Genomic DNA, 21,826 nt, shown 5'->3' on the forward strand with positions numbered 1-21,826 from the left:
GGCATATCCGCTAGGGGTGTTGCACCGGGGTTTCTGCCCCGGTCGCGACTGAGAAAGTCCCTTTGAACCTGATTGAGGTAATCCTCGCGCAGGGAAGCAGGCCGATACCACCCACCGCCTTCATCACGCGCCCCGGGTGCGCCTTCCGGCCCAGCCCACCTGCCTCAAATTGCATGGAGCAAATTGATGGCATCCGACCCTTCTTCGTCCCCGGCCAACCAGGCCCTCACCCCCGTGCCGCAGGGCAACCGGGTCTTCCACTTCCATGAGCACGCGGCGCTCTGGTTCAGCCTGGGCACGGGCCTGCTGGTCATGCAGATCGGTGCCTACCTGGTGCCGGCCGTGGGCACGCGCGACGCGCTCGTGGCCATCGTGCTGGGTTCGCTGGTCGGTGCCGGCCTGCTGGCCTGGACCGCGCGGCTGGGCTGCCAGACCGGCCTGTCCAGCGCGGGCCTGATGCATGCCACCTACGGCAGCGCCTTCGCCCGCCTGCCGGTGCTGCTCAACATCGCGCAGCTGCTCGGCTGGACCACCTTCGAGCTGGTCATCATGCAGGAGGGCACGGTCGCCATCCTCCAGCAGGCGCTGGGCGCCGCACCGGGTGGCCTGCTCGACGGCATGTCCGGCAAGCTGCTGGCCACGCTGCTCTGGGGGGGCGTGCTGATCGCGCTCATGACGGGTTCCATGCTCACGCTGGTGCGCCGTTTCGTCAGCCGCTTCGGCCTGCCGCTGGTGGTCGCCTCGCTGGCCTGGTTGACCTGGCAGTTCGGCACGCGCATGCACGCGCAGGGTTTCGATGCGTTCTGGAACCGCCCCGGCACCGGCGGCATGGGCCTGTTCTCCGCCATGGACCTGGTGATCGCGATGCCGGTCTCCTGGCTGCCGCTGGTGGCGGACTACGCCCGCCACGGCAAGCGCGCCGCCAGCACGCTGGGCGGCACCTGGCTCGGTTACGCGCTGGCCAACATCTGGTGCTACGCGCTGGGTGTGCTGGTGGTGAGCACGGTGGAGCCGGGCACCAACCTCGTGGCCGCCTTGCTGCTGGCGCAGGGTGGCCTGATCGCGCTCGGCCTGATCCTGCTCGACGAGATGGACAACGCCTACGGCGACGCGCACTCGGGCGCGGTCTCGGTGCACAGCCTGCGCCCGCGCTGGAGCATCCGTGCCGCCGGCCTGGGCTTCGCCGTGGTCTGCACCGCGTTCGCGCTGGTGCTGCCGATCCACACACTGGAGCCCTTCCTGCTGCTGCTGAGCTCGGTGTTCGTGCCGCTGTACGGCGTGATCCTGGGCCGGCTGGGCAGTGGCGTGGCCGTGACCGGCGCGACCCGTACGGTGGACTGGAGCGCCGCGGCGCTGTGGTTGCTGGGCATTGCAAGCTACCACCTGCTGGCGAAATTCGCACCCGAGTTCGGCTCCGCGCTGCCCACGCTGGCCATCACCTTCGTGCTGGCCGCGCTCTCGCGGCCGCGCGGCGCCGGTGGCCTCACCCCGGCCCAGGCTTGACGCGCATGCATGCTGCAACGCCGTCCAGGGACACCGAGGAAACGGCTTTGCCGGGCCTCAGGTGTCGCCCCCCTTCAGGGGGGTGGCGCCGAAGGCGACACGGGGGGTTTTTTGATCTGCGCCACGGGCGCAAAGCCGTGGTTGAGCGGGCCGTGACCGCCGCCGGTGTACACGTCGGCGCCTTCGGCAATGGCGCGCAGGATGTAGTCGCGCGCGAGCACCACGGCCTGCTCCAGGCGTTCGCCCAGGGCCAGGTGCGCGGCGATGGCCGACGAGAGCGTGCAACCCGTGCCGTGCGTGTTGCGGCTGGCGATGCGCGGCGAAGCGAGGCGCCGCGACAGCCCGGAGCCGGTCACCAGCAGGTCGGCCACCTCATCCCCCGGCAGGTGCCCGCCCTTGAGCAGCACGCCGGGCGCGCCCATCGCGAGCAGGTCGCGCGCGGCGGTTTCGAGCTCGTGCGCCGCCTCGATCGGACGGCTGAGCAGAAGCGCAGCCTCGTCCAGGTTGGGCGTGACCACCGTGGCCAGCGGGAACAGTTCGTCCACCAGCACCTGCACGGTCATGGGGGTGATCAGCTGGTCGCCACTGGTGGCGACCATCACCGGGTCGAGCACCACGCGCTGCACCTTGTAGTGCTTCAGCGCCCAGGCCACGGTGCGCACGATGTCGGGCGCGTGCAGCATGCCGATCTTCACCGCGTCCACGCCGATGTCGTCGAACACCGCGCACAGCTGCGCCTTGAGCATCTCGGGCGGCACGCCGTGGATGGCGCTCACGCCCAGCGTGTTCTGCGCCGTCAGCGCGGTGATGGCGGTCATGCCATAGCAGCCCAGCGCCGCAAAGGTCTTCAGGTCGGCCTGGATGCCTGCGCCGCCACCGCTGTCGGAACCGGCGATGGACAGGATACGGGTGTAGCGTTGGGATTCGTTCGTCATGCCCCGCATTGTTGCAGCGCCAGAGGCCGGCGATGCTGAAGCCGGACGCGGTGGTGCTCGGCGCCGGCCTCATGGGCCGGCTGCTGGCCTGCGCGCTGGCACGGCGCGGGCTGCGCGTGGAGGTGTTCGACGCGGGTGGCCCCGAGGCGGAACACGCGGCCGCGCGCGTGGCCGCCGCCATGCTCGCACCCCTGGCCGAATCGGCCGTGACCGAACTCAACGTGGTGCGCATGGGCCAGTACGCGCTCTCCCGCTGGCCGCAACTGCTGGCCACGCTGGAACGCCCGGTGTTCTTCCAGCAGCAGGGCACGCTGGTGCTGTGGCACCGGCAGGACGCCGCCGAAGCCGAGCGCCTGGCCGGCCAGCTCGCGCGCACCAGTGCCGCCCTGCCCTCGCTGCCACAGGCGCAGCGCCTGAACGCTATCGGGCTCACCGACTTGGAGCCTGCGCTGGAGCACCGATTTTCACAAGGCCTGTACCTGCCCGATGAAGGCCAGCTCGACAACCGCGAGCTGCTGGCCGCGCTCGCGCACCAGATGCAGGAGCTTGGCGTGGTGGTGCACTGGCACACACCGCGCACACCCACCGAGGTGGACGCGAGCCCCGGTGCCTGGCTGTTCGACTGCCGCGGTCTGGGGGCCCAGCCGCAGTGGAACGCCTTGCGTGGCGTGCGCGGCGAGGTCGCGCGTGTGCACGCGCCGGGCGTGAGCCTGTTGCGCCCCACGCGCCTGGTGCACCCGCGCTACCCGCTCTACATCGCCCCCAAGCCCGGGGGCCTGTTCGTGATCGGCGCCACCGAGATCGAGTCCGACGACCTCTCGCCCGCCAGCGTGCGTTCCACGCTGGAACTGCTGAGCGCGGCCTACACCGTGCACCCGGGTTTCGGCGAGGCGCGCATCATCGAACTGGGCGTGCAGCTGCGTCCCACCCTCGCCGACAACCTGCCCGCGCTGCGCCTGACGGCACCGCGCAGAATGGCGATCAACGGCCTGTACCGCCACGGGTTCATGATTGCGCCCGCCCTGCTGGACGCGGCGCTCGAACTGGTGGACCAGGACCACTCACCGCTGGCCGAACAACTTGGCCTGGCGCTGATCCGCTGAAAGAATGCCCGAATGAACGTGCTCATCAACCACGAACCCCGCGAGCTGCCCGAAGGCGCCACGCTGGCCGACGCCCTGCGCGCATGGGAAACCCCCGCCGTGTTTGCCGCCGCCGTCAACCTGCAGTTCGTGCCGCGCACCGCCTACGCGCAGCATGCGCTGGGGGAAGGCGACCGCATCGAAATCATTGCCCCGATCACGGGAGGCTGAGAGGCCGACAACACCATGGACATGACGACCCCACTCACCCACGACGACCCTTTGATGCTCTACGGCGAGACCTTCACCAGCCGCCTGCTGCTGGGCACCTCGCGCTACCCCTCGCCCGCCACGCTCGAGGCCGCCGTGAAACGCGCGCAACCCGCCATGCTCACCGCTTCGCTGCGGCGCCAGGGCGCGGCGCAGCCGGAGGCCGGTGCGGCATTCTGGAAGCTGCTGCAGGAGCTCGCCGTGCCGGTGCTGCCCAACACCGCAGGCTGCCACACCGCGCAGGAAGTGATCACCACGGCGCAGATGGCGCGCGAGGTGTTCAACACACCGTGGATCAAGCTCGAACTCATCGGCGACGACTACAGCCTGCAGCCCGACACGCTCAACCTGGTGGACTGCGCGCGCCAGCTCATCAACGACGGCTTCAAGGTGCTGCCTTACTGCACCGAAGACCTGGTGCTGTGCCAGCGCCTGGTGGACGTGGGCTGCCAGGCGGTGATGCCCTGGGCCGCGCCCATCGGCACCGGCCAGGGCCCCGTGAACCCGTATGCCATGCGCCTGCTGCGCGAGCGATTGAACGTGCCGCTGATTGTCGACGCCGGCCTGGGCCTGCCCTCGCACGCCTGCACCGTGATGGAGTGGGGCTATGACGCCGTGCTGCTCAACACCGCCGTGGCGCTCGCGCAGTCGCCGGTGGACATGGCCGGCGCCTTCGCCGACGCGGTGCGCGCCGGGCGCGCCGCGCACCGCTCGGGCGCGATGCAGCCCCAGGCCAGCGCCCAGCCCAGCACGCCGGTGCTGGGCACCCCGTTCTGGCACCACGCATGAACCTCTCCAGCACCACCGAGCAGATGGCGCGCGACATCGTCGACGCGCACCGGGCCACGCTCGCCCTGCCCGTGGCAGCGGGCGCGGAGCCCGCCACCTCGGCGTCGGATGACCCGGTGTTCACCGCCGCGCTGCAAGCCTGCCACGCGCTCGGTTTCATTCCCGCCGACGCACTGTGCGTCGCGCGCGCATGGGCCACGCGCTCGCGACGCACCGGGCAGTTCGACCCGACTGCCTGGCCTGACGAGCCAGCCGACTTCCACATCGCGCCCCACCCACGCGAGCGGGCCTACGCGCCCTGCCCCCGCGCCATCGGCCTGTACGCCGTGATGCCCGATGCGGCCTGGACGGTGCGCATGGCGCGCGCGGGCGTGCCCACGGTGCAGCTGCGCTTCAAGTCCGGCGACGCGCGGGTGATCAGCGCCGAAGTGCGCGCCGCCGTCGAAGGCGTGCGCGGCACCGGCGCCTGCCTGTACATCAACGACCACTGGGAAGCGGCGATCGAGGCCGATGCCCATGGTGTGCACCTGGGGCAGGAAGACCTGCAGGCCATGACGCCCGAAGGCCTGGCCGCCATCCGCGACGCCGGCCTGCGCCTGGGCCTGAGCACGCACGGCTATGCCGAGATGCTGATCGCCGAGCGCCACAGCCCCAGCTACATCGCCATGGGCGCGGTCTACCCCACCACGCTCAAGCAGATGGCCACCGCGCCCCAGGGCACGGGCCGCCTGCGCGTGTATGCGCGCCTGCTGCGCGACGTGCAGCACATGGCGATCGGCGGCATCGACCTGCGCAACCTGCCCGAGGTGCTGGCCGCGGGTGTGCGCAACGTCGGCGTGGTGCGCGCGCTGATGGCGGCCGACGACCTGGAGGCGGCAGTGGCCAAGTGGACCGCGGCGCTGGCCACGGGTGGCCCCGGCGCTACACCGGGCTGAGCGGCAGGCGCGGCCCCGCGGGCAGCCGCACGCCGATGCCATCGCGCTCGGCCACCACGCCGCCGCGCAACACCACCGCCATCACACCGGCCTTGCGCACCAGCGCACCGCCGGGCGCGCGGTCCAGCACCGCGGCCATCAGGCCGGGCTGGAAGCGGTCAATCTGCGCGCAGGGGTTGCGCAAACCCGTGATGCGCACCACGGCTGCGGCACCCAGGCGCAGCTCGGTGCCCGTGGGCAGGGCCAGCAGGTCGATGCCGCGCGTGGTGATGTTCTCGCCCATGTCGCCGGGCCGCACGGTATGGCCCTGCCCCGCCAGTTCTTCGAACAGCTCGGCCTGCAGCAGGTGCACCTGGCGCAGGTTGGGTTGCGTCGGGTCGCGCGCCACGCGCGAGCGGTGCTGCACGGTTTCGCCGCAATGCGCGTCGCCCTGCACGCCCAGGCCGGCGAGCAGCGTGATGGCCGTGGCCATCGACTTGGAGAACGCGTGCACCGGGCTCAGGTGGACGGCGAGGACGTGTGCAGGGCGCATGGTGCCGCGGGTTTTAGCACAGGCCTTCGCAACGCGGACCGACATCGCGTCCAATACAGGGCATGACGGCCACCACCCCTTCCCACCCCGACGCCACCGAACACCGCCTGACCGAACTCGAGATCAAGGCCAGCTATGCCGACGATCTGCTCGACACGCTCAACCAGCTGGTGGCACGCCAGCAGGAACAGATCGACCTGCTATTGCGCGAGGTGAGCCGCCTGCGCCAGCGCGGCGAGCCCGAGGCCGCACCCGCGGCGCGCGACCCGCGCGACGAGCTGCCGCCGCATTACTGAGACGGGATCCGCAGACCCCGTTGGTGGATAGGGATGCTCTGCGCAAGGACGCTTGATCCCGACTACATTGGTCGGACATGAGCAATGCCCCGCCCCCCTCCAGCCCCCAAGCCGCCACGACCTCGGTCGACAAGCGCAAGATCCGTTTCCTGCTGCTCGAAGGCATCGACCCCTCGGCCACCGCCACGCTGCAAGCGGCCGGCTACAGCCAGATCGAAACCATGGCGGGCTCGCCGCCCGACGACGAGCTGCGGCGCAAGATCGCCGATGTGCACTTCGTCGGCATCCGCTCGCGCACCCAGCTCACCGCCGAGGTGCTGGCCCACGCGCCCAAGCTGATCGCCATCGGCTGCTTCTGCATCGGCACCAACCAGGTCGACCTGGTGGCCGCACGACAGCGCGGCATCGCGGTGTTCAACGCACCGTTTTCCAACACCCGCTCGGTGGCCGAGCTGGTGCTGGGCGAAGCCATCCTGCTGCTGCGCGGCGTGCCCGAAAAGAGCACGGTGGCACACCGCGGCGGCTGGCTCAAGACGGCCCGCAACGCGCACGAGATCCGCGGCAAGACGCTGGGCATCATCGGCTACGGCGCCATCGGCTCGCAACTCTCGGTGCTGGCCGAAGCGCTGGGCATGCAGGTGGTCTTCGTCGACGTGCTCAGCAAGCTGCCGCTGGGCAATGCCCGCCAGCTGGTCACCCTGCCCGAACTGCTGGGCACCGCCGACGTGGTCAGCCTGCACGTGCCCGAGAACGCCAGCACCGAATGGCTGATCGGCGAGCGCGAGATCGCGCAGATGAAGCCCGGCGCGGTGCTCATCAACGCCTCGCGCGGCCGCGTGGTCGAGATCGAGCCCCTGGCCGCCGCGCTGCGCGAGCACCGCCTGGCCGGCGCCGCCATCGACGTCTTTCCCCAGGAGCCGCAGAGCAACGCCGACGTCTTCGATTCGCCCTTGCGCGGCCTGGACAACGTGATCCTGACGCCGCACATCGGCGGCTCCACGCTGGAGGCACAGACCAACATCGGCAATGAGGTGGCGGAGAAGCTCGTGCGGTACAGCGACAACGGCACCACCACCTCGTCGGTCAACTTCCCCGAGGTGGCGCTGCCCGCCCACCCCGGCAAGCGCCGCCTGCTGCACGTGCACCACAACATGCCCGGCGTGCTCTCGGCCATCAACCGGGTGTTCGCCGACAACGGCATCAACATCGCCGCGCAGTACCTGCAGACCCGCGACGACGTGGGCTATGTGGTGATCGATGTCGACGCCGCGCATGCCGACACCGCCCTGTCCGGGCTGGCCGGTGTGGACGGTACCTTGCGCACCCGCGTGCTTTTTTGATGCCGGCCTGGCGGGTATTGCCTTGCCCTGGTCAGCAGACCCCTATAAGATGCATTCAAAATGAATATTTAACCTCGTCGCCTGAGCTGGATGTGCTCCAGGCCCCGATCCCCATTGAATGCGTCCCTTGCCCATGCCCACAGCCATAGCCACCGATTCGGCCCGCCTGCCATCGCCGCAAGGCTGGCCGTTGCTGCGGCTCGGCTTTCGCCCGTTCTACCTGGGAGCCGCCGCATACGGCATGCTCGCCATCCCGCTGTGGATCGCCGTCCTGCTGGGTCAGGTGTCCTTGAACCTGACGCTCTCGCCGGTGCTCTGGCACGCCCATGAAATGCTGTTCGGTTTTGCGGTTGCCGTCATCGTGGGTTTTCTGCTGACGGCGGGCAAAGCCTGGACCGGCCTGGAAACGCCACGAGGCGCCGTGCTGGCAGCGCTTGCGGGCTTGTGGCTGGCGGCCCGGCTGGCAGCCGTCTTCGCACCGTATGGGGTCTATGCGCTGCTGGACCTGCTGCTGTTGCCGCTGGTGGCCGGCATCTTCATCGCGTTGCTCCTGCGCGCGGGCGGCGGGCGCAACCTGCCACTGGGCTTCATCCTCGTGTTGCTGACCCTGGCCAACGCGGTGTTTCACGGCGCCGTGAGCGGGCTGATCGACGTGGATCCGGTTCGCGCCCTGCACGCGGGGCTGGCGATGATCGTGATGATCGAGTGCGTGATCGCCGTGCGGGTGATCCCGGCGTTCACCCAGTCGGCGTTGCCCGGCATGCGGCTGAAGGTGCCACCCGTTCTGGAACAGGCCACGCTCGGCACCACGGCCATCGCGCTGGCTTTGTGGGTGCTGGCACCGGCCCATGTCTTCGGCGCCGTGGCGTTGGGTGCCGCGGCCTTGCTGCATGTCCTTCGCCTGCTGCGCTGGAAACCGTTGCGCACACGCTCGCGCCCCATTCTGTGGGTGCTGCACCTCGCCTATGCGTGGCTGCCCATCGGCCTTGCGCTGCTCGCGCTGTCCCAGCTCGGCGTGGTGGGCGTGTCCTCCGGCATCCACGCCCTGGCGGTGGGCGCCACCGGCGGGCTCATCCTCGGCATGATCACCCGCACCGCACGCGGCCACACCGGGCGGCCACTGCAGGCCTCAAGGCTCGAGACAGCCGCGTACCTGCTGGTGGCCTGCGCTGCTGTGGCAAGGGTCCTGCTGCCGCTGCTGGCGCCGCAGCATCTCGTCATCTGGCTGGTGGCCGCGGCAACCGCCTGGGGCTTCGCGTTTGCCCTGTACCTCATGGTGTTCTCGCCCTGGCTGGTCACGGCCCGCCTCGACGGAAAGGACGGCTGAGCAGATGACCCACCTCTCTCCACTGGCTGCATCCGCAGCAGCCCATTCCGGCTGGGAACATCCATGACCTTCGTTGTCACCGAAGCCTGCATACGCTGCAAATACACCGACTGCGTGGACGTCTGCCCGGTCGACGCCTTTCGCGAAGGGCCGAACTTCCTCGCCATCGATCCCGCCGACTGCATCGACTGCGCGGTGTGCGTGCCGGAATGCCCGGTCAACGCCATCTACGCCGAAGAGGATGTGCCGCCCGACCAGTTGCACTTCACGGCCCTGAACGCCGAGCTGGCGCGCGAATGGAAGCCGATCGTGCGCACCAAGCTGCCGCTGCCGGACGCCGACGCGTGGAGCAAGGTCACGTCGAAGTTGTCGGAACTGAAGCGGTGACGCACACCTGCGTGGCGCCTGGGTTCAGTCGCCCGAGCGCTGCCACCAGTGCAACAGACGGCGTTCGATCGCGAGCAATGCGAGGTTCAGGCCGTAGCCGAGCGCCGCGAGCAGGAAGATCGCGGCGTACATGTCGCTGGGCCGCATGGCGTACTGCATGGTCATGATGTAGTAGCCGATCCCCTGGGAACCGGCGATCATCTCCGCGACCACGCTCACGATGAGCGCCAGCGCCAGGCTGGTGCGCAGTCCCGCCAGGATGAAGGGCAGGCTGGCCGGGAGCACGACCATGGCCAGCGTTCGCAACCGGCCCACCTGGAAGGTGCGCGCCACGTCCAGGGCAATCGGGTCCACCGCGCGCACGCCCGCCATGGTGTTGACCAGCACCGGGAAGAAGCACGCGAACGAGACCGCGAACACCTTCATCGCGTCATCGATGCCCAGCAGCAGAATGAGCGGCGGCACGATGGCTGGCATGGGTATGGGGCGCAGCAGCTCCACCAGGGAACGCAGCGCGGCGTTCGCGACCGGGAAGCTCGCCATGACCACGCCGAGCAGCACGCCCGCGGCCGATCCGATGGCGAAGCCCGCCGCCATGCGCCACAAGGTGGAGCCGAACACCTGCGCCAGTTCCCCGCTGCCGAGCCCGGTCACGATCGCTTTCAGAATCTCGGTCACGGGCGGCCAGTTGGTGCTCGACACGCAGCACAGCGCGGACACCTGCCAGAGCACCAGCAGCAGCACGAGCAGCAGCACACCCCAGAGCCGGTACCAGCGCGCGTCCATGCGTCAGGCCTCGTGCACCAGCTGGCCATCCACGGCGGTCGCCAGCACGCGCGCGCCCCGCAAGGCCTCGGGGTCGCAGGTGACGGGGTCGACCGACAGCACCGTCCAGTCGGCCAGCAGCCCGGGGCGCAACATGCCGCGCTCGTGCTCGCTGAAACTCACATAGGCGGCATCGCGTGTGTAGAGGGCCAGTGCCTCTTCACCGCTCACGGCCTGCAGGCGGCCCACCGGTTCGTCCGTTCCCGCGATGTGGCGCGTGCGCGCCTGCCACAGCCCCAGCAGCGGCTGGTAGGGCGTGACGGGCGAGTCGGAACCACCGCCCACCACCACGCCCCCGTCGATCCAGCTGCGCACGGGCGTGGCCATCGACATCAGCACCGTGCCGAAGCGTTTCACCAGCAGCGGCCCGAAGGTGTACTGCATGGAGCACTGCGTCGCCACCGTGATGCCCATGCGCGCCGCTTCGCGGATGTTGCGCTGCTCCGGCCAGAGGTAGGCGTGAATCAGGCTGAAACGCAGCGGACGCAGCGGGATCTCCTTGTCGATCTCGGCGAACACCTCCAGTGCGATGTCGATCGCCTTGCCGCCAACGACGTGCACGCCCATCGACCAGCCTTGCCGGGCGCAGGCCCAGGCGATCTGCCGGAACGACTCCGTCGGCGTCACCTGGATGCCGCAGTTGCAGCGCTCGTCGGGGTAGGGCTCCCGCATCAGCGCCGTGCCCAGTGACGCGCCGCCGTCCAGGAACAGTTTCACCCCGCCCAGCTTCAGGCGCGCGTCGCCAAAGCCCGTGCCCACCCCGGCATGCGCGATGCGGTCCAGGTTCTCCTGCAAGGGCAGGCTGGAATCCGCCAGCGGCATCGCCACGGTGCGCATCGTGAGCTCGCCGCGCTGCCACAGCATCTGGTACAGGCGCAACATCTCCGGCGTGACGCCTGGGTCCATGATGCCCGTGAGGCCCGCGGCGTGGTAGGCGCGCTGCATGTCGCGCAGGGCATCGGCCTGCTCCTCCACGGCGGGCAGTGGAACGAGGCGCGCCACCTGCTCGAAAGCCGTCGGCTCGAGCAGCACACCGTTGGGGTGGCCATCCGCTTCGCGTTCAAAACGTCCGCCGGGCGGATCGGGCGTGTCGGCACCGATGCCGGCCAACTGCAATGCCAGCGTGTTGGCCACCCCCGCGTGCCCGATGCGGGGCAGGTACACGGGCCGGTCCGCGCACACGGCGTCCAGTTCGTGCCGCGTGGGGTAGCGGCCCTCGCGCAGGCTCACCACATGCCAGCCGCTGCCGCTCATGATCCAGGGCTTGTGCGGGTGGCGCTGCGCATAGGCCCGGACCGCCTCCTGCACGTCGGCGATCGAGCGGGCTGGCGCCAGGTCCACCAGCCGCGTCTGGATCGCGGTCCACTGCATGTGGTTGTGCGTGTCGATCAGCCCGGGCACCACCGTGCCGTCGCGGTAGTGCACCTCGCGCGGCATGGGGCCCAGCGCGGCGAGCGCTTCGTCGCGCGTCCCCACAGCCACGATGCGGCCGCCGTGGACCGCGAAGGCCTGCGCGCGCGGGCGCGCCGGGTCCATCGTCACGATGTCGCCGGTGACCAGCACCTGTTCTGTCGTCGTCATGGGCGATTCGGCCTCAAGCCTTGAGGGCCGTGCGGTGGAGGATGGACTTCGGGTCGAACTCGCCCTCCAGCAGGCCGTTGCGCCGCATCTGGTCCACCACCGGCACCAGTGCCGCGGGGTCCACGGCCTTCTCGTACGCAGTCACCCCCAGCTTGGCGATCAGCTGCGGGGGCATGCGGGTGTAGCCGGAGATGATGTTGAAGAGCTCTTCGGACTTCAGGTTCTGGTTCACCCAGTCCACCCCCTTCTGGTAGGCGCGCACCCAGCCGTCGATCACCTTCGGGTTCTGCTCGATGAAGGTCTTGCTCGCCGCGTACTGCGCGGCCGGCAGGTGCTTCTGCACCTGGGTGTAGGGGTAGCCGATCACCTGCATGTCGGCAGCGACGCCGCCCGAGACGAACGGCTCGACGGCGAACGCCGCATCGACGCGGTCCCCGCGCACGGCGTCCACCATCTGCGGGAACGGCACCTCGAGGTAGGTCACGGCATCGGGGTTGCCGCCGGTGGCGCGCACCCAGGCGCGCGCATACAGCCAGATGATGTTGTTGCGGGTGTTCACCGCGATGCGCTTGCCCTCGAGGTCCTTGCCGGTCTTGAAGGTGGCGCTTTTTTTGGCGATCAGCGCCGCCTGGTCCGGCGGCGCGTCGCCCGTGGTGCTGGCCGGCGCGATGATCTGAACGCCCAGGCCCTGTTTGGCGGCCTGGATGATCGAGACGACGTTGCTGAACACGACCTGTACCTGCCCTGCGGCCAGCGCGGGAATGCCGGCGGCGCCCCCCTGCGTCGGCGTCGTGTCCACCTCGATGCCTTCGGCGGTGAAGTAGCCCTTGGCGATCGCGACCTGCAGCGGGGCGATGTCGATGATGGGAATGGTGCTGACCCGGATTCTGGTGGTCTGGGCGCGCACCAGCGGCGTGGCCAGGCCGAGGGCGGTGGCGGCGAGGGTGGCGGCGACGGTCCGCCGGCGCAGTGGGAGGTGGCTCATCACGTCTTCTCCTGGTGGGTTGGGGGCAAGGGAATTTCGAATGACGGGTTCAGCCGGTGCGCGTACCCGACCAGTGGATGGCGCGCCGCTCGATGCGCACGAACACCTCGTTGAGCGCATAGCCCAGCACCGCGAGGATCACGACCCACGCGTACATGTCGACGATGCGGAACGAGCGCTGCAAGTCGATGATCAGGTAGCCGATGCCTCCGGTGCCGGCCATCATCTCGGCGATCACCACCAGCACCAGTGCGATGCCCAGGGCGATGCGCATCCCCGCGAGGATGAGGGGCATGGCCGAAGGCAGCACCACCTTCCACAGCAGCGCCGCGCGCGAATGCTGGAAGGTGCGTGCCACGTCCACCAGCACGGGATCAACGCCGCGCACACCCTGGACGGTGTTGATCAGCACCGGGAAGAAAACGCCCAGCGCGACCGCCGTGATCTTCATGGTGTCGCCCAGGCCCAGGAACAGCATCAGCGGCGGCAGCAAGGCGGGCTTGGGCAGCGGGCGAAGGACTTCCACCAGCGGTTCCAGCAGCCCGTGCACGGGGCGAAACCGCCCCATGAAGACGCCGAGCGCGATGGCCAGCACGCAGCCGATCGCATAGGCCGCCGCCAGCAGGTACATGGTGCTGCCCAGCGGTGCAAGAAAGCTGCCGGCGGCCACGACCGCAAAGACGCGTTGCGCCACGGCCGTGGGCGGCGGCACCAGCACGGCATTGACCCAGCCGGCGCGCGTGGCGAGTTCCAGCAGCAGCACGAGCGACACCAGCACCGCGGGGCCGAGCCAGCCCTGCAGCCGCCGGGAAGCCAGCCCCCCACTCATGGCCGCTTCCCCAGCAGCATGGCCAGCAACTCGTGCCGCAGTTCCAGGTAGCGCGGCATCTGCGGCGTCTCGAGGCGGTCGCGCGGCCGTGGCAGCCCGGTCTCCAGCACCTGGACCACGCGCGAGGGCCGGGCCGAGAGCACCGCGATGCGGTCGGCGAGGAACACGGCCTCGTCCGCGTCGTGCGTGACCAGCACCGCGGTGAATCCGTGTTTCTGCCAGAGGTCCTGCACGATGGCGTGCAGTTCGAGCCGTGTGAGCGCGTCGACGGAACTGAAGGGCTCGTCCATCAACAGCACCCGGGGCTGCGCGGCGAGGGCACGGGCGATCGTCACCCGCTGTTGCATGCCGCCCGAGAGCTGCGCGGGGTAATGCCCGGCGAAATCGGCCAGCCCCACCATGTCCAGGTAGCGGCGGCTGCTGGCGCGCGCCTCGGCGCGGCCCATGCCCGCGAGGTGCTCCACCGCGAACGCGACGTTGTCGATCACGGTGCGCCAGGGGAACAGCGATTTGCCGTACTGCTGGAACAGGTAAACGATGCCGGGCGGCGGTGCCGTGACCTCATCCCCATGGAAATGCACGGCGCCCTGCGTGGGCCGCGCCAGCCCGGCCGCGATCTGCAGCAGCGTGGACTTGCCGCAACCGGAGGGCCCGACGATGGCCAGGAACTCGCCTTCGCGCACCGCCAGATCGATGTGCCCCAGTGCCTCGGTCTGCCCTGCGCCGCTGCCGAAGGTCTTGCCGACGCCCGAGAGGGTCAGGCAGGCCGGGCTGTCCACGTGGCCCCGTGGTTGGGTGATCGACTCGTCCTGCACAGCGCGCATTGCAAATCCTTTCAGAGGGCAAATGTATACCGTTCTAAAAAATTTGTGTACATTTCTTCCATGAACCGCCACAAGACCGTTCTCATGCAACTGCGGGACCTGGTCCTGCGCGGTGAATTCGCGCCCGGGGCGCGCCTGGGCGAGCAACACCTTGCCGAGCGGCTGGGCGTCTCGCGCACGCCGGTGCGGGCTGCCCTCGTGAGCCTGGAGCAGGAGGGTCTGGTCGAAGCGAACGGGACGGTGGGCTACGTGGTGCGCCAATACACTGCGCAAGAGATCGCGGACGCCATCGCCGTGCGCGGGCACCTGGAAGGCATGGTGGCCCGGCTGGTGGCCGAGCACGGGCTCGGCCGGCAGCTGGCGCGGGAGCTGCGGTCCTGCCTGGACGAAGGCGACAGCGTGGTGGCCGCCCACTCGCTGATGGTGGAGGAATACGCGCGCTATGCGGCCATGAACGACCGCTTCCACGGGCTTCTCGTCGAGGCCTGCGGCAACCGTGCGCTGCAGCGCGCCATCGAGCTCAACAACAAGCTGCCTTTTGCAGCCGCCAGCGCCCTGCTGCCCACGCAGGGCGCCTTCGCCCTGGACCGCGACTCCATGACCTACGCGCACCGGCAGCATCACATGCTGTTCGACGCCCTCGAACGCGGGGAGGGCACGCGTGCGCAGGCACTCGCGGCCGAGCACGTCGAAGTGGCGCAGTACAACCTGCGGCAGGCCCTGGAACACCGCAACGAGAGCGAGAGCCTCCTGCCTGCCTTCAGGTTGGTGGGGAGCTAGGCGGCATCCCGGGCCGGGAGCTGGCGGGTGCCTGCCGACGGCGTGACGACGACAGCGCCACCCCCCTGCGCACGTCCCGCTCCGCCCGCTTCAACCCTGCGGCGGCCCCTTGAGTTCGACCACGTTGCCTTCGGGGTCGCTCACATAGATCGACGGGCCTTCGCCCTCGGCGCCGTTGCGCTGCTCCACCGGCCCGGGTTCGGCGCCGTGAGCCTGCAGGCGCTGGCGGATCGTGGCCTCGTCGAACGGCTCCACGCGCAGGCAGAAGTGGTCCAGATTGCGGCCTTCGCGCCCCGGGGCTGCCCCGCCGGTGCGGCCCAGTTCACCGTCCACAGGCACGAGATCGATCAGTGAACGCCCCGCGCGCAACTGCACCAGGCCGATCTTCTCCTGCCGCTTCTCCACGGAGCAGCCCAGCGCATCGCAGTAGAAGCGCAGCATGCGATCGAGGTCGGTCACGCGCAGCACGATGTGGTCGATCTCGCGCGGACGGATCGCCGCCACGGCCCCTTGAAGGCGCGCGTGCACCTGCGCTTCGCGCGCCAGCGTGGCGTCGAAATCGCCCAGCTGTTCGCGATGCACCAGCCGCTTGACCTCGGCCAGCAGGGCCGGACTGCCGCGCGCCAGCTGCCGCGCCAGGGCGAGCGCGTGGGCAGGCAAGGCGTCGTCCTCGACCACCTGCCACACCAGGCCCCAGCGCTCCGCGTCGGTGGCACTCAGCTCCTGCCCCAGCATCAGCAGGCCCTTGGCCTTCTGCAGGCCCACCAGGCGCGGCAGCAGGGCAGCCACGCCGCCTGTGCCGAACAGGCCCACCTGCACCTCGGGCAGCATGAAACGTGCGCCACGCGCGGCCACGACGAGGTCGCCGTTGAGCATGATTTCGAAGCCCGCGCCCACCACCCAACCCTGCGCCGCCGTCACCACGGGTTGGGGCGCGTGCACCAGGGCAGACGCCAGCGCCTGCAGCGTGTCGACAAAGGCCGGCGTGGGCAGGTCGTCGCGGTCCTTGCCGGCACAGAAGGCGCGGCCCTCGCCGCTGAGCAGGATCGCGCGCACGGCGGGGTCGGCCACGCCCTCGCGCACCGCCGCGAGCAGGTCACGGGCCAGTGCGAGCGAGAGCGCATTGAGGCGTTCGGGCCGGTTCAGGCGCAGTTCGAGCACGCCATCGTCGTCGCGGGTCTGAATCAGGTGCATGGCAGGTTTCCACGGGCGCGCAGTGCGCGGCCCACAAGCGTACACGCCACGCACCGACCGGCGCCACCGGGGAAGACCGGTGGCTCAGTGCGCTGCCGGCGCGCTGGCCAGCCACTGCGCCAGCGATGTCGGGACGATGGTGGCGCCATGCCCCGGCACCAGGGAGTTTGCGTCCAGTGTCGAACCGAAGTAGCGCGCGGCGGGGTCGGACACCACCTCGCGCTCATCGCGGCGCGCCTCGAACAGCTGGCGGATCAGGGCGTCGAGCGCCATGGCCTTTGGCCCGGCCACCTCACAGGTGCCATTCAGGGGCGCCCGCTGCGCCACGCTGGCGAGTTCGGCGGCCACGTCAGCCGAGGCCATGGGTTGCAGCGGGGCCGAGGGCAGGCGCACCGTGCGGCCTTCGGTGTTGGCGTGCGCGATGGCGGGCAGGAACTCGAAGAACTGCGTGGCCCGCACGATGGTGTAAGGCACCGGGCCGGCCTTGATCAGCGCTTCCTGCGCGATCTTGGCGCGGAAGTAACCGCTGTCGGGCACGCGCTCGGAGCCGACCACCGACAGCGCCACGTAATGCCCCAGGCCGGCGCGTGCGCTGGCGGCCAGCAGGTTCTGCGTCGAAGCGCGGAAGAAGTGCATCACCGCCTCGTCCTCGAACGAGGGCGAATTGGTCACGTCGACCACCACGTCCGCACCCGCGAGGACCTTGTCCAGGCCTTCACCGGTGACGGCGTCGACACCGGTGGAGGGGGACGCGGGCGTGACCGTGTGGCCGGCTTGCTGGAGCCGGACGGCGAGCTGTTTTCCGATGAGGCCGCTGCCGCCGAGGATGACGATGTTCATGGGAGTTCCTTGCATGCTGGAGGGTGACGGGGGTTCAGGCGATCTCTTTTTCCGGCACCGGCGCGCGCATGCCGACGCACATGCGGTTCCAGACGCCGATCTGGGCGATGACCCAGGTCAGCTCGACGATTTCCTGGTCGCTGAACTGGTCCTTGAGGGTGTTGAATTCGGCGTCGCGGTCGCTGTGGTCTTCCACCGTGCGCGCCAGACTCTCGGCCCAGCCGAAGGCGGCGCGTTCGCGCGCGCTGTACAGGCCGACCTCGCGCCAGGTGCACAGACTGTTGATGCGCTGCCAGGTTTCACCGTGCTTGCGCAGGTCGCGCACGTGCATGTCGACGCAGAAGGCGCAGCTGTTGAGCTGCGAGACGCGCGTCTTCACGAGTTCCATGAGGATGAGACCGAGCGAGGAAGCGGCGGTGGTGGCGCTCACGGCGGCCATGGCCTGGTAGGCCTTGGGGGCGATCTGGGTCCAGGGGAGTCGGGGAGCGTTGTGCATGTGTGTCCTTGAAGTGGTTGAGATACACACACAAGACGCCGCAGCCCGCGGGTTTGTGACAGCCGCCGGCGCGGCGACTTCAAATCTTGTCCACCGGCCCGGTGTCGCGGCCCAGCGCGGCGGCCATGCGCGCGAGCTTGTCCGGGTTGCGCTGCACGTGCAGGGTCAGGATGCGCTCGCCGTCGGTCTCGAACGACTGCGCCGATTCCAGCGTGTTGCCGATGAAGCGCAGCAAACCCCATTGCCCGTTGAGCACCACCACCTCGTAGCGCACCGCGTCACCGAACCGCCGGTGCGTGGCGTAGAACAGCTGCGCGATGCGCCGGCTGCCCACCAGCGGAACGCCGAAGCTGGGCACGATGCCGCCGCCGTCGCCGATGAGCTGCGCGTCCTCGGCCAGCAGGCCCTGGAGCGCGGCGAACCGGCCGCTGGCCGCTGCCTCGGCAAAGCCGCGCAGCAGGCGCAGCTGCGCCTCGCGCGGCACCACGTGGCGCGGCCGTTCGTCCTGCAGCTGTGCTTTCGCGCGGTGCACGATCTGGCGGCACGCGCTCTCGGTCTTGCCCAGGGCCTCGGCCACTTCACCGTAGTCGGCGTCGAACACCTCGCGCATCAGGTAGGCCGCGCGCGCCTCGGGCGCCAGCCGCTCCAGCAGCGCGAGAAAGGCCACCGACACATCGTCGGCGCGTTCGAGCATCTGTTCGGGTGAGGGCGCGGCGGCGCTCAGCAGCGGCTCGGGCAGCCAGGTGCCCACGTAGTGCTCGCGCTGCACCCGGGCGCTGCGCAGGCGGTCGATGGACAGGCGGGTGGTGATGGTGACCAGCCAGGCGTCGGCGCTCTGCAGGCCGTCGTGCGCGCTCTCGTGCCAGCGCAGCCAGGCGTCCTGCACCACCTCCTCGGCCTCGGCGGACGAACCCAGCATGCGGTAGGCAATGCCTTGCAGACGCGGGCGAAGGCGGCGGAAGGTGTCGTCGGCGGAAGGGCTCATGGGTTGTAGACGTGGCGCCACCCGATTTTGTGACAGCCATCACGTTACGTCGTTTCTGCCCGATCCGCAGCCCGCGAACGTGCAATGCGCGCGTGACATCGGTGCCGGAGAGGAACAAGATGGGCCCCAGCGCAAGTCAGGATCACGACGCCCTGACCCGTCGGGCCGGCTTGCCGCAAGGGGGTCTGTCATGTCCGAGCCACGCTTCGGGAACGAACCGCACACGGTGCGCCTCGGCGATCCGCCGGGCTACCAGCGTTCGACGGGCCTGCGCCTGCCCTGGTGGCAATGGGCGCTGCTGGTCCTGGCCATGCTGGGCGCGGTGACGGCCCTGCTGCTGCGTCACGAGGCGCAGACCTCGCACTGGCAGGCCCGCGAACTCAGCCGCCACGCGGCCACCCTGCACCACCACGTCGCCCCGGGTCCGTCCGACTCCCTCCGGTTCCCGCTGCACGGCCCTTTCGACGAGCGCATGGGCTACACCGAGATCCCCGGGTTCACCGAGCGGCTGCGGGCGCGCGGCTTCGAAGTCTCGGCCCAGGCGCGCCACAACGATGCCCTGCGCGCCCACCTGGCGCGCGGGTGGTTCGCGCCGTATGTGGAGAAAACCCACACCGGCCTGACGGTGTACGACTGCAGCCGCGAACCGCTGCACGCCTTCCGCTACCCGTTTCGCCGCTTTGACAGCTTCGACAGCGTGCCGCCGGTGGTGGTCCAGGCCCTGCTCTTCATCGAGAACCGCGACCTGCTCGACCCCGGGCGCCCGCGGATGAACCCGGCGGTGGACTGGGTACGTTTCACGCGCGCCGTGATCGGGCAGCTGGGCAGCCACATCGACGCGGACATCGACACCCACGGTGGCAGCACGCTGGCCACCCAGATCGAGAAGTACCGCCATTCGCCCGGCGGCATCACGCACGACGCGCGCGAGAAGCTGCGGCAGATGGCGTCGGCTTCGGTGCGGGCCTACCTGCATGGCGCCGATACCCTGCCCGTGCGCCGGCAACTGGTGCTGGACTACCTGAACACGGTGCCGCTGTCTGCAGCACCGCGCCACGGCGAGGTGCACGGCCTGGGTGATGGCCTGTGGGTGTGGTTCGGCACCGACTTCGACAGTGCCATGGCAGCGCTGTCGACCGCCGCTGGCACCGTACAGGAACCCACCGCGCGGGCGCTCGCGTTGCGCCAGGCGGTGGCGCTGATGATCGCCCACCGTAGGCCTTCTTGGTACCTGGCGCAGGGCCGCGCCGAACTCGACAGCGCGACCGATGCCCACCTGCGCCTGCTGGCCGAGGCGGGCATCATCGACGCCGGCTGGCGCGACGCCGCGCTGCGCCAGACGCTGGTGTTTCGCGACATGGCACGCAACCCGCCCCAGTTGCCGGCAGCCGGCGGCAAAGGCATCACCGCCGTGCGCACCCGACTGGCCGGCCTGCTGGGCACCTCGCTCTACCGGCTGGACCGGCTGGACGCCCAGGCCGACACCACGCTCAACGGCAGGCTGCAGCACGAGGTGAGCGCCTACCTCGGCCGCCTGGCGGACCCGGACTTCGCGCGCTCGCAGGCACTGCTGGGTGAGCGCCTGCTGCAGGCCGACACGCTGGGCGAGGTGCGTTACAGCTTCACCCTGCTGGAGAGCACGCCGCAGGGCAACCTGGTGCGGGTCCAGACCGACACCACCCAGCAGCCGCTGGACATCAACGAAGGCAGCAAGCTCGAACTGGGCTCCACGGCCAAGCTGCGCGTGCTGGCGACCTACCTGGAGCTGGTCGCCGAGCTGCACGGCCGGCTGGCGCCACTGGAGCCTGCGGCGCTGCGGGCCACCGGGCCCGACCCGCAGGACAGCCTGAGCCGCTGGGCGGTGCGGTACCTGTCGGGCGCGAAAGACCGCAGCCTGGACACGATGCTGGACGCCGCCATGGAGCGCCGCTTCTCCGCCAGCCCGCATGAACAGTTTTTCACCGGGGGTGGCCTGCACAGCTTCCACAACTTCAACCCCAAGGACGACACGCGCGAACCGACCCTGCGCGAAGCCATGCAGGCGTCGATCAACCTGCCCTTCGTGCGCCTGCTGCAGGAAGTCGTGCACCACACCATGGACCGCGCAACCGGCAGCAGCGCGCGCTTGCTGCAGGACCCGCTCGACCCGCGCCGCGAGGCCTACCTCGCCCGCTTTGCCGACCAGGAGGGTCAGATCTTCCTGCGCCGCTTCTGGCGCAAGACCGACCCGCGCAGCGCCGACGAGCCGCACACCCTGCCGGAGGGGGCCGATGCGGCCCGCATGCACCCGCTGGAGCTCTGGCTGGTGGCGTACCGGCAGCAGAACCCCCAGGCCACGCTGGCCGATGCCATCGCCGCGAGCACCGCCGAACGCCAGGAGGCCTACCAATGGCTGTTCCGCACCCGCGCCAAGGACGCACAGGACGCGCGCATCCACACCATGCTGGAGGTGGAAGCGTTCATGGACATCCAGCGCCGCTGGAGCCGGCTCGGTTATCCCTTCGGCCAGCTTGTGCCTTCGCTCGCCACCGCCCTGGGCAGCTCGGGCGACCGGCCCGCCGCGCTGGCCGAGCTGATGGGCATCATCGTCCATGGCGGCGTGCGACTGCCGACCTACCGCATCGCCAACCTGCGCTTCGCGGCGGACACCCCATGGGAAACGGTGCTGCGGCCCACGCCGGCAACGGGCGAACGCGTCATGGTCCCCGAGGTGGCCAGGGCGCTGAAGAAGGCCTTGTCGGACGTGGTGGAAGCGGGCACCGCCCGGCGACTGGCCGGCAGCTTCGAGTCCACCTCCGGCGCAGACTTCGCCCCCGGTGGCAAGACCGGCACGGGCGACAACCGCGTGGTGGTGAACGGGCGCGGCGGCCTGGCCCTGAACCGCACCGCCACCTTCGTGTTTTATCTCGGACCGAAGCATTTCGGCAGCGTCACCGCCTACGTGGTCGGGCCGAACGCGGCCAACCACCGCTTCACCTCGGGCCTGCCGGTGCAGATCCTGCGATCCATGGCGCCGGTGCTGATGGCCCAACTCGACGGCGAACCCGGCAGCGGCTGCCCGCGCGAACCGTGAGGCGGCACCCGCGCCGCG

Annotated in this window: 22 protein-coding genes, 1 pseudogene and 1 riboswitch; of the genes and pseudogenes, 11 read left to right on the forward strand and 12 right to left on the reverse strand. The window is 69.9% G+C overall.

Features of this window, described 5'->3' with window-relative positions:
- The first annotated feature begins 2 nt into the window (after positions 1-2).
- A riboswitch (TPP riboswitch) is annotated at positions 3-112 on the forward strand.
- A gap of 74 nt (positions 113-186) precedes the next feature.
- Positions 187-1,503, forward strand: coding sequence for a cytosine permease (locus K5880_RS17000; RefSeq protein WP_297654969.1), 1,317 nt, complete (start codon positions 187-189; stop codon positions 1,501-1,503).
- Positions 1,504-1,577: 74 nt separating this feature from the next.
- Here the strand turns inward: K5880_RS17000 and thiD are convergent, their stop codons facing one another.
- Entirely contained in the window at positions 1,578-2,447 is an 870-nt protein-coding gene (thiD, locus tag K5880_RS17005; protein ID WP_297654972.1) for a bifunctional hydroxymethylpyrimidine kinase/phosphomethylpyrimidine kinase, read from the reverse strand.
- Positions 2,448-2,470: 23 nt separating this feature from the next.
- Between thiD and K5880_RS17010 the strand changes: the two genes are divergently transcribed.
- From K5880_RS17010 to K5880_RS17025, 4 genes are read left to right on the forward strand one after another with little or no spacing between them, the layout of a single operon-like run.
- Positions 2,471-3,541 carry an FAD-dependent oxidoreductase gene (locus tag K5880_RS17010; RefSeq protein WP_297654975.1) on the forward strand — a complete coding sequence of 357 codons (1,071 nt, stop codon included), beginning with the start codon at positions 2,471-2,473 and terminating at the stop codon, positions 3,539-3,541.
- 12 nt (positions 3,542-3,553) lie between these two features.
- Positions 3,554-3,751 (forward strand): sulfur carrier protein ThiS, encoded by a 198-nt coding sequence (gene thiS, locus K5880_RS17015; protein WP_297654978.1) that lies wholly within the window; start codon positions 3,554-3,556, stop codon positions 3,749-3,751.
- 21 nt (positions 3,752-3,772) lie between these two features.
- Complete coding sequence (locus tag K5880_RS17020; RefSeq protein WP_297654982.1) at positions 3,773-4,579, forward strand: thiazole synthase; 807 nt, start codon at positions 3,773-3,775, stop codon at positions 4,577-4,579.
- Entirely contained in the window at positions 4,576-5,514 is a 939-nt protein-coding gene (locus K5880_RS17025) for a thiamine phosphate synthase (RefSeq protein WP_297654985.1), read from the forward strand. The genes K5880_RS17020 and K5880_RS17025 overlap by 4 nt, the downstream gene beginning before the upstream one ends.
- On the opposite strand, the gene K5880_RS17030 is transcribed toward K5880_RS17025, so the two are convergent.
- Positions 5,501-6,046, reverse strand: a complete 546-nt coding sequence (locus K5880_RS17030; protein WP_297654988.1) for an MOSC domain-containing protein — start codon at positions 6,044-6,046, stop codon at positions 5,501-5,503. The genes K5880_RS17025 and K5880_RS17030 overlap by 14 nt on opposite strands.
- A gap of 62 nt (positions 6,047-6,108) precedes the next feature.
- Between K5880_RS17030 and K5880_RS17035 the strand changes: the two genes are divergently transcribed.
- The 4 genes from K5880_RS17035 to fdxA all read left to right on the forward strand — a co-directional run bounded on the left by K5880_RS17035 (position 6,109) and on the right by fdxA (position 9,396).
- Entirely contained in the window at positions 6,109-6,342 is a 234-nt protein-coding gene (locus K5880_RS17035) for a SlyX family protein (protein WP_297654991.1), read from the forward strand.
- Between the two features lie 77 nt (positions 6,343-6,419).
- Positions 6,420-7,682, forward strand: coding sequence for a phosphoglycerate dehydrogenase (gene serA / locus K5880_RS17040; protein ID WP_297654994.1), 1,263 nt, complete (start codon positions 6,420-6,422; stop codon positions 7,680-7,682).
- Between the two features lie 133 nt (positions 7,683-7,815).
- Complete coding sequence (locus K5880_RS17045; protein ID WP_297654997.1) at positions 7,816-9,009, forward strand: NnrS family protein; 1,194 nt, start codon at positions 7,816-7,818, stop codon at positions 9,007-9,009.
- A 63-nt stretch (positions 9,010-9,072) separates the two neighbouring features.
- Positions 9,073-9,396, forward strand: coding sequence for a ferredoxin FdxA (gene fdxA, locus K5880_RS17050; RefSeq protein WP_297655000.1), 324 nt, complete (start codon positions 9,073-9,075; stop codon positions 9,394-9,396).
- Between the two features lie 24 nt (positions 9,397-9,420).
- Here fdxA and K5880_RS17055 read toward each other — a convergent pair whose 3' ends face one another.
- From K5880_RS17055 to K5880_RS17075, 5 genes are read right to left on the reverse strand one after another with little or no spacing between them, the layout of a single operon-like run.
- Positions 9,421-10,182 (reverse strand): ABC transporter permease, encoded by a 762-nt coding sequence (locus K5880_RS17055; protein ID WP_297655003.1) that lies wholly within the window; start codon positions 10,180-10,182, stop codon positions 9,421-9,423.
- A 3-nt stretch (positions 10,183-10,185) separates the two neighbouring features.
- Positions 10,186-11,802: an amidohydrolase gene (locus K5880_RS17060; RefSeq protein ID WP_297655006.1), complete on the reverse strand. Its 1,617-nt coding sequence runs from the start codon at positions 11,800-11,802 to the stop codon at positions 10,186-10,188.
- A gap of 13 nt (positions 11,803-11,815) precedes the next feature.
- A complete protein-coding gene (locus K5880_RS17065; RefSeq protein WP_297655009.1) occupies positions 11,816-12,787 on the reverse strand; it encodes an ABC transporter substrate-binding protein in 972 nt (323 codons plus the stop codon).
- 49 nt (positions 12,788-12,836) lie between these two features.
- Complete coding sequence (locus K5880_RS17070; RefSeq protein ID WP_297655012.1) at positions 12,837-13,616, reverse strand: ABC transporter permease; 780 nt, start codon at positions 13,614-13,616, stop codon at positions 12,837-12,839.
- A complete protein-coding gene (locus K5880_RS17075) occupies positions 13,613-14,440 on the reverse strand; it encodes an ABC transporter ATP-binding protein (RefSeq protein ID WP_297655015.1) in 828 nt (275 codons plus the stop codon). The genes K5880_RS17070 and K5880_RS17075 overlap by 4 nt, the downstream gene beginning before the upstream one ends.
- A gap of 60 nt (positions 14,441-14,500) precedes the next feature.
- Here K5880_RS17075 and K5880_RS17080 point away from each other — a divergent pair, with 60 nt between their 5' ends.
- Positions 14,501-15,220, forward strand: a complete 720-nt coding sequence (locus K5880_RS17080; protein ID WP_297655018.1) for a GntR family transcriptional regulator — start codon at positions 14,501-14,503, stop codon at positions 15,218-15,220.
- 90 nt (positions 15,221-15,310) lie between these two features.
- Here the strand turns inward: K5880_RS17080 and K5880_RS17085 are convergent, their stop codons facing one another.
- The 5 genes and pseudogenes from K5880_RS17085 to K5880_RS17105 all read right to left on the reverse strand — a co-directional run bounded on the left by K5880_RS17085 (position 15,311) and on the right by K5880_RS17105 (position 18,735).
- Positions 15,311-15,715 carry a VOC family protein gene (locus K5880_RS17085; protein ID WP_297655197.1) on the reverse strand — a complete coding sequence of 135 codons (405 nt, stop codon included), beginning with the start codon at positions 15,713-15,715 and terminating at the stop codon, positions 15,311-15,313.
- A gap of 33 nt (positions 15,716-15,748) precedes the next feature.
- Positions 15,749-16,414, reverse strand: a pseudogene (locus K5880_RS17090) (enoyl-CoA hydratase-related protein); the annotation flags it as partial.
- Positions 16,415-16,498: 84 nt separating this feature from the next.
- The gene (locus K5880_RS17095) at positions 16,499-17,254 is read right to left on the reverse strand and encodes an SDR family oxidoreductase (RefSeq protein WP_297655021.1); all 756 of its coding nucleotides are present in this window, start codon (positions 17,252-17,254) and stop codon (positions 16,499-16,501) included.
- A gap of 34 nt (positions 17,255-17,288) precedes the next feature.
- On the reverse strand, positions 17,289-17,750 hold the full coding sequence (locus K5880_RS17100; RefSeq protein WP_297655024.1) for a carboxymuconolactone decarboxylase family protein: 462 nt from the start codon (positions 17,748-17,750) through the stop codon (positions 17,289-17,291).
- A 79-nt stretch (positions 17,751-17,829) separates the two neighbouring features.
- On the reverse strand, positions 17,830-18,735 hold the full coding sequence (locus K5880_RS17105) for an RNA polymerase sigma-70 factor (RefSeq protein WP_297655026.1): 906 nt from the start codon (positions 18,733-18,735) through the stop codon (positions 17,830-17,832).
- Positions 18,736-18,925: 190 nt separating this feature from the next.
- Between K5880_RS17105 and K5880_RS17110 the strand changes: the two genes are divergently transcribed.
- Positions 18,926-21,808 (forward strand): transglycosylase domain-containing protein, encoded by a 2,883-nt coding sequence (locus tag K5880_RS17110; RefSeq protein ID WP_297655029.1) that lies wholly within the window; start codon positions 18,926-18,928, stop codon positions 21,806-21,808.
- Positions 21,809-21,826: the final 18 nt, after the last annotated feature.

The sequence above is a fragment of the Hydrogenophaga sp. genome (assembly GCF_025699295.1).
In the GTDB taxonomy this organism is placed as follows: domain Bacteria; phylum Pseudomonadota; class Gammaproteobacteria; order Burkholderiales; family Burkholderiaceae_C; genus Hydrogenophaga.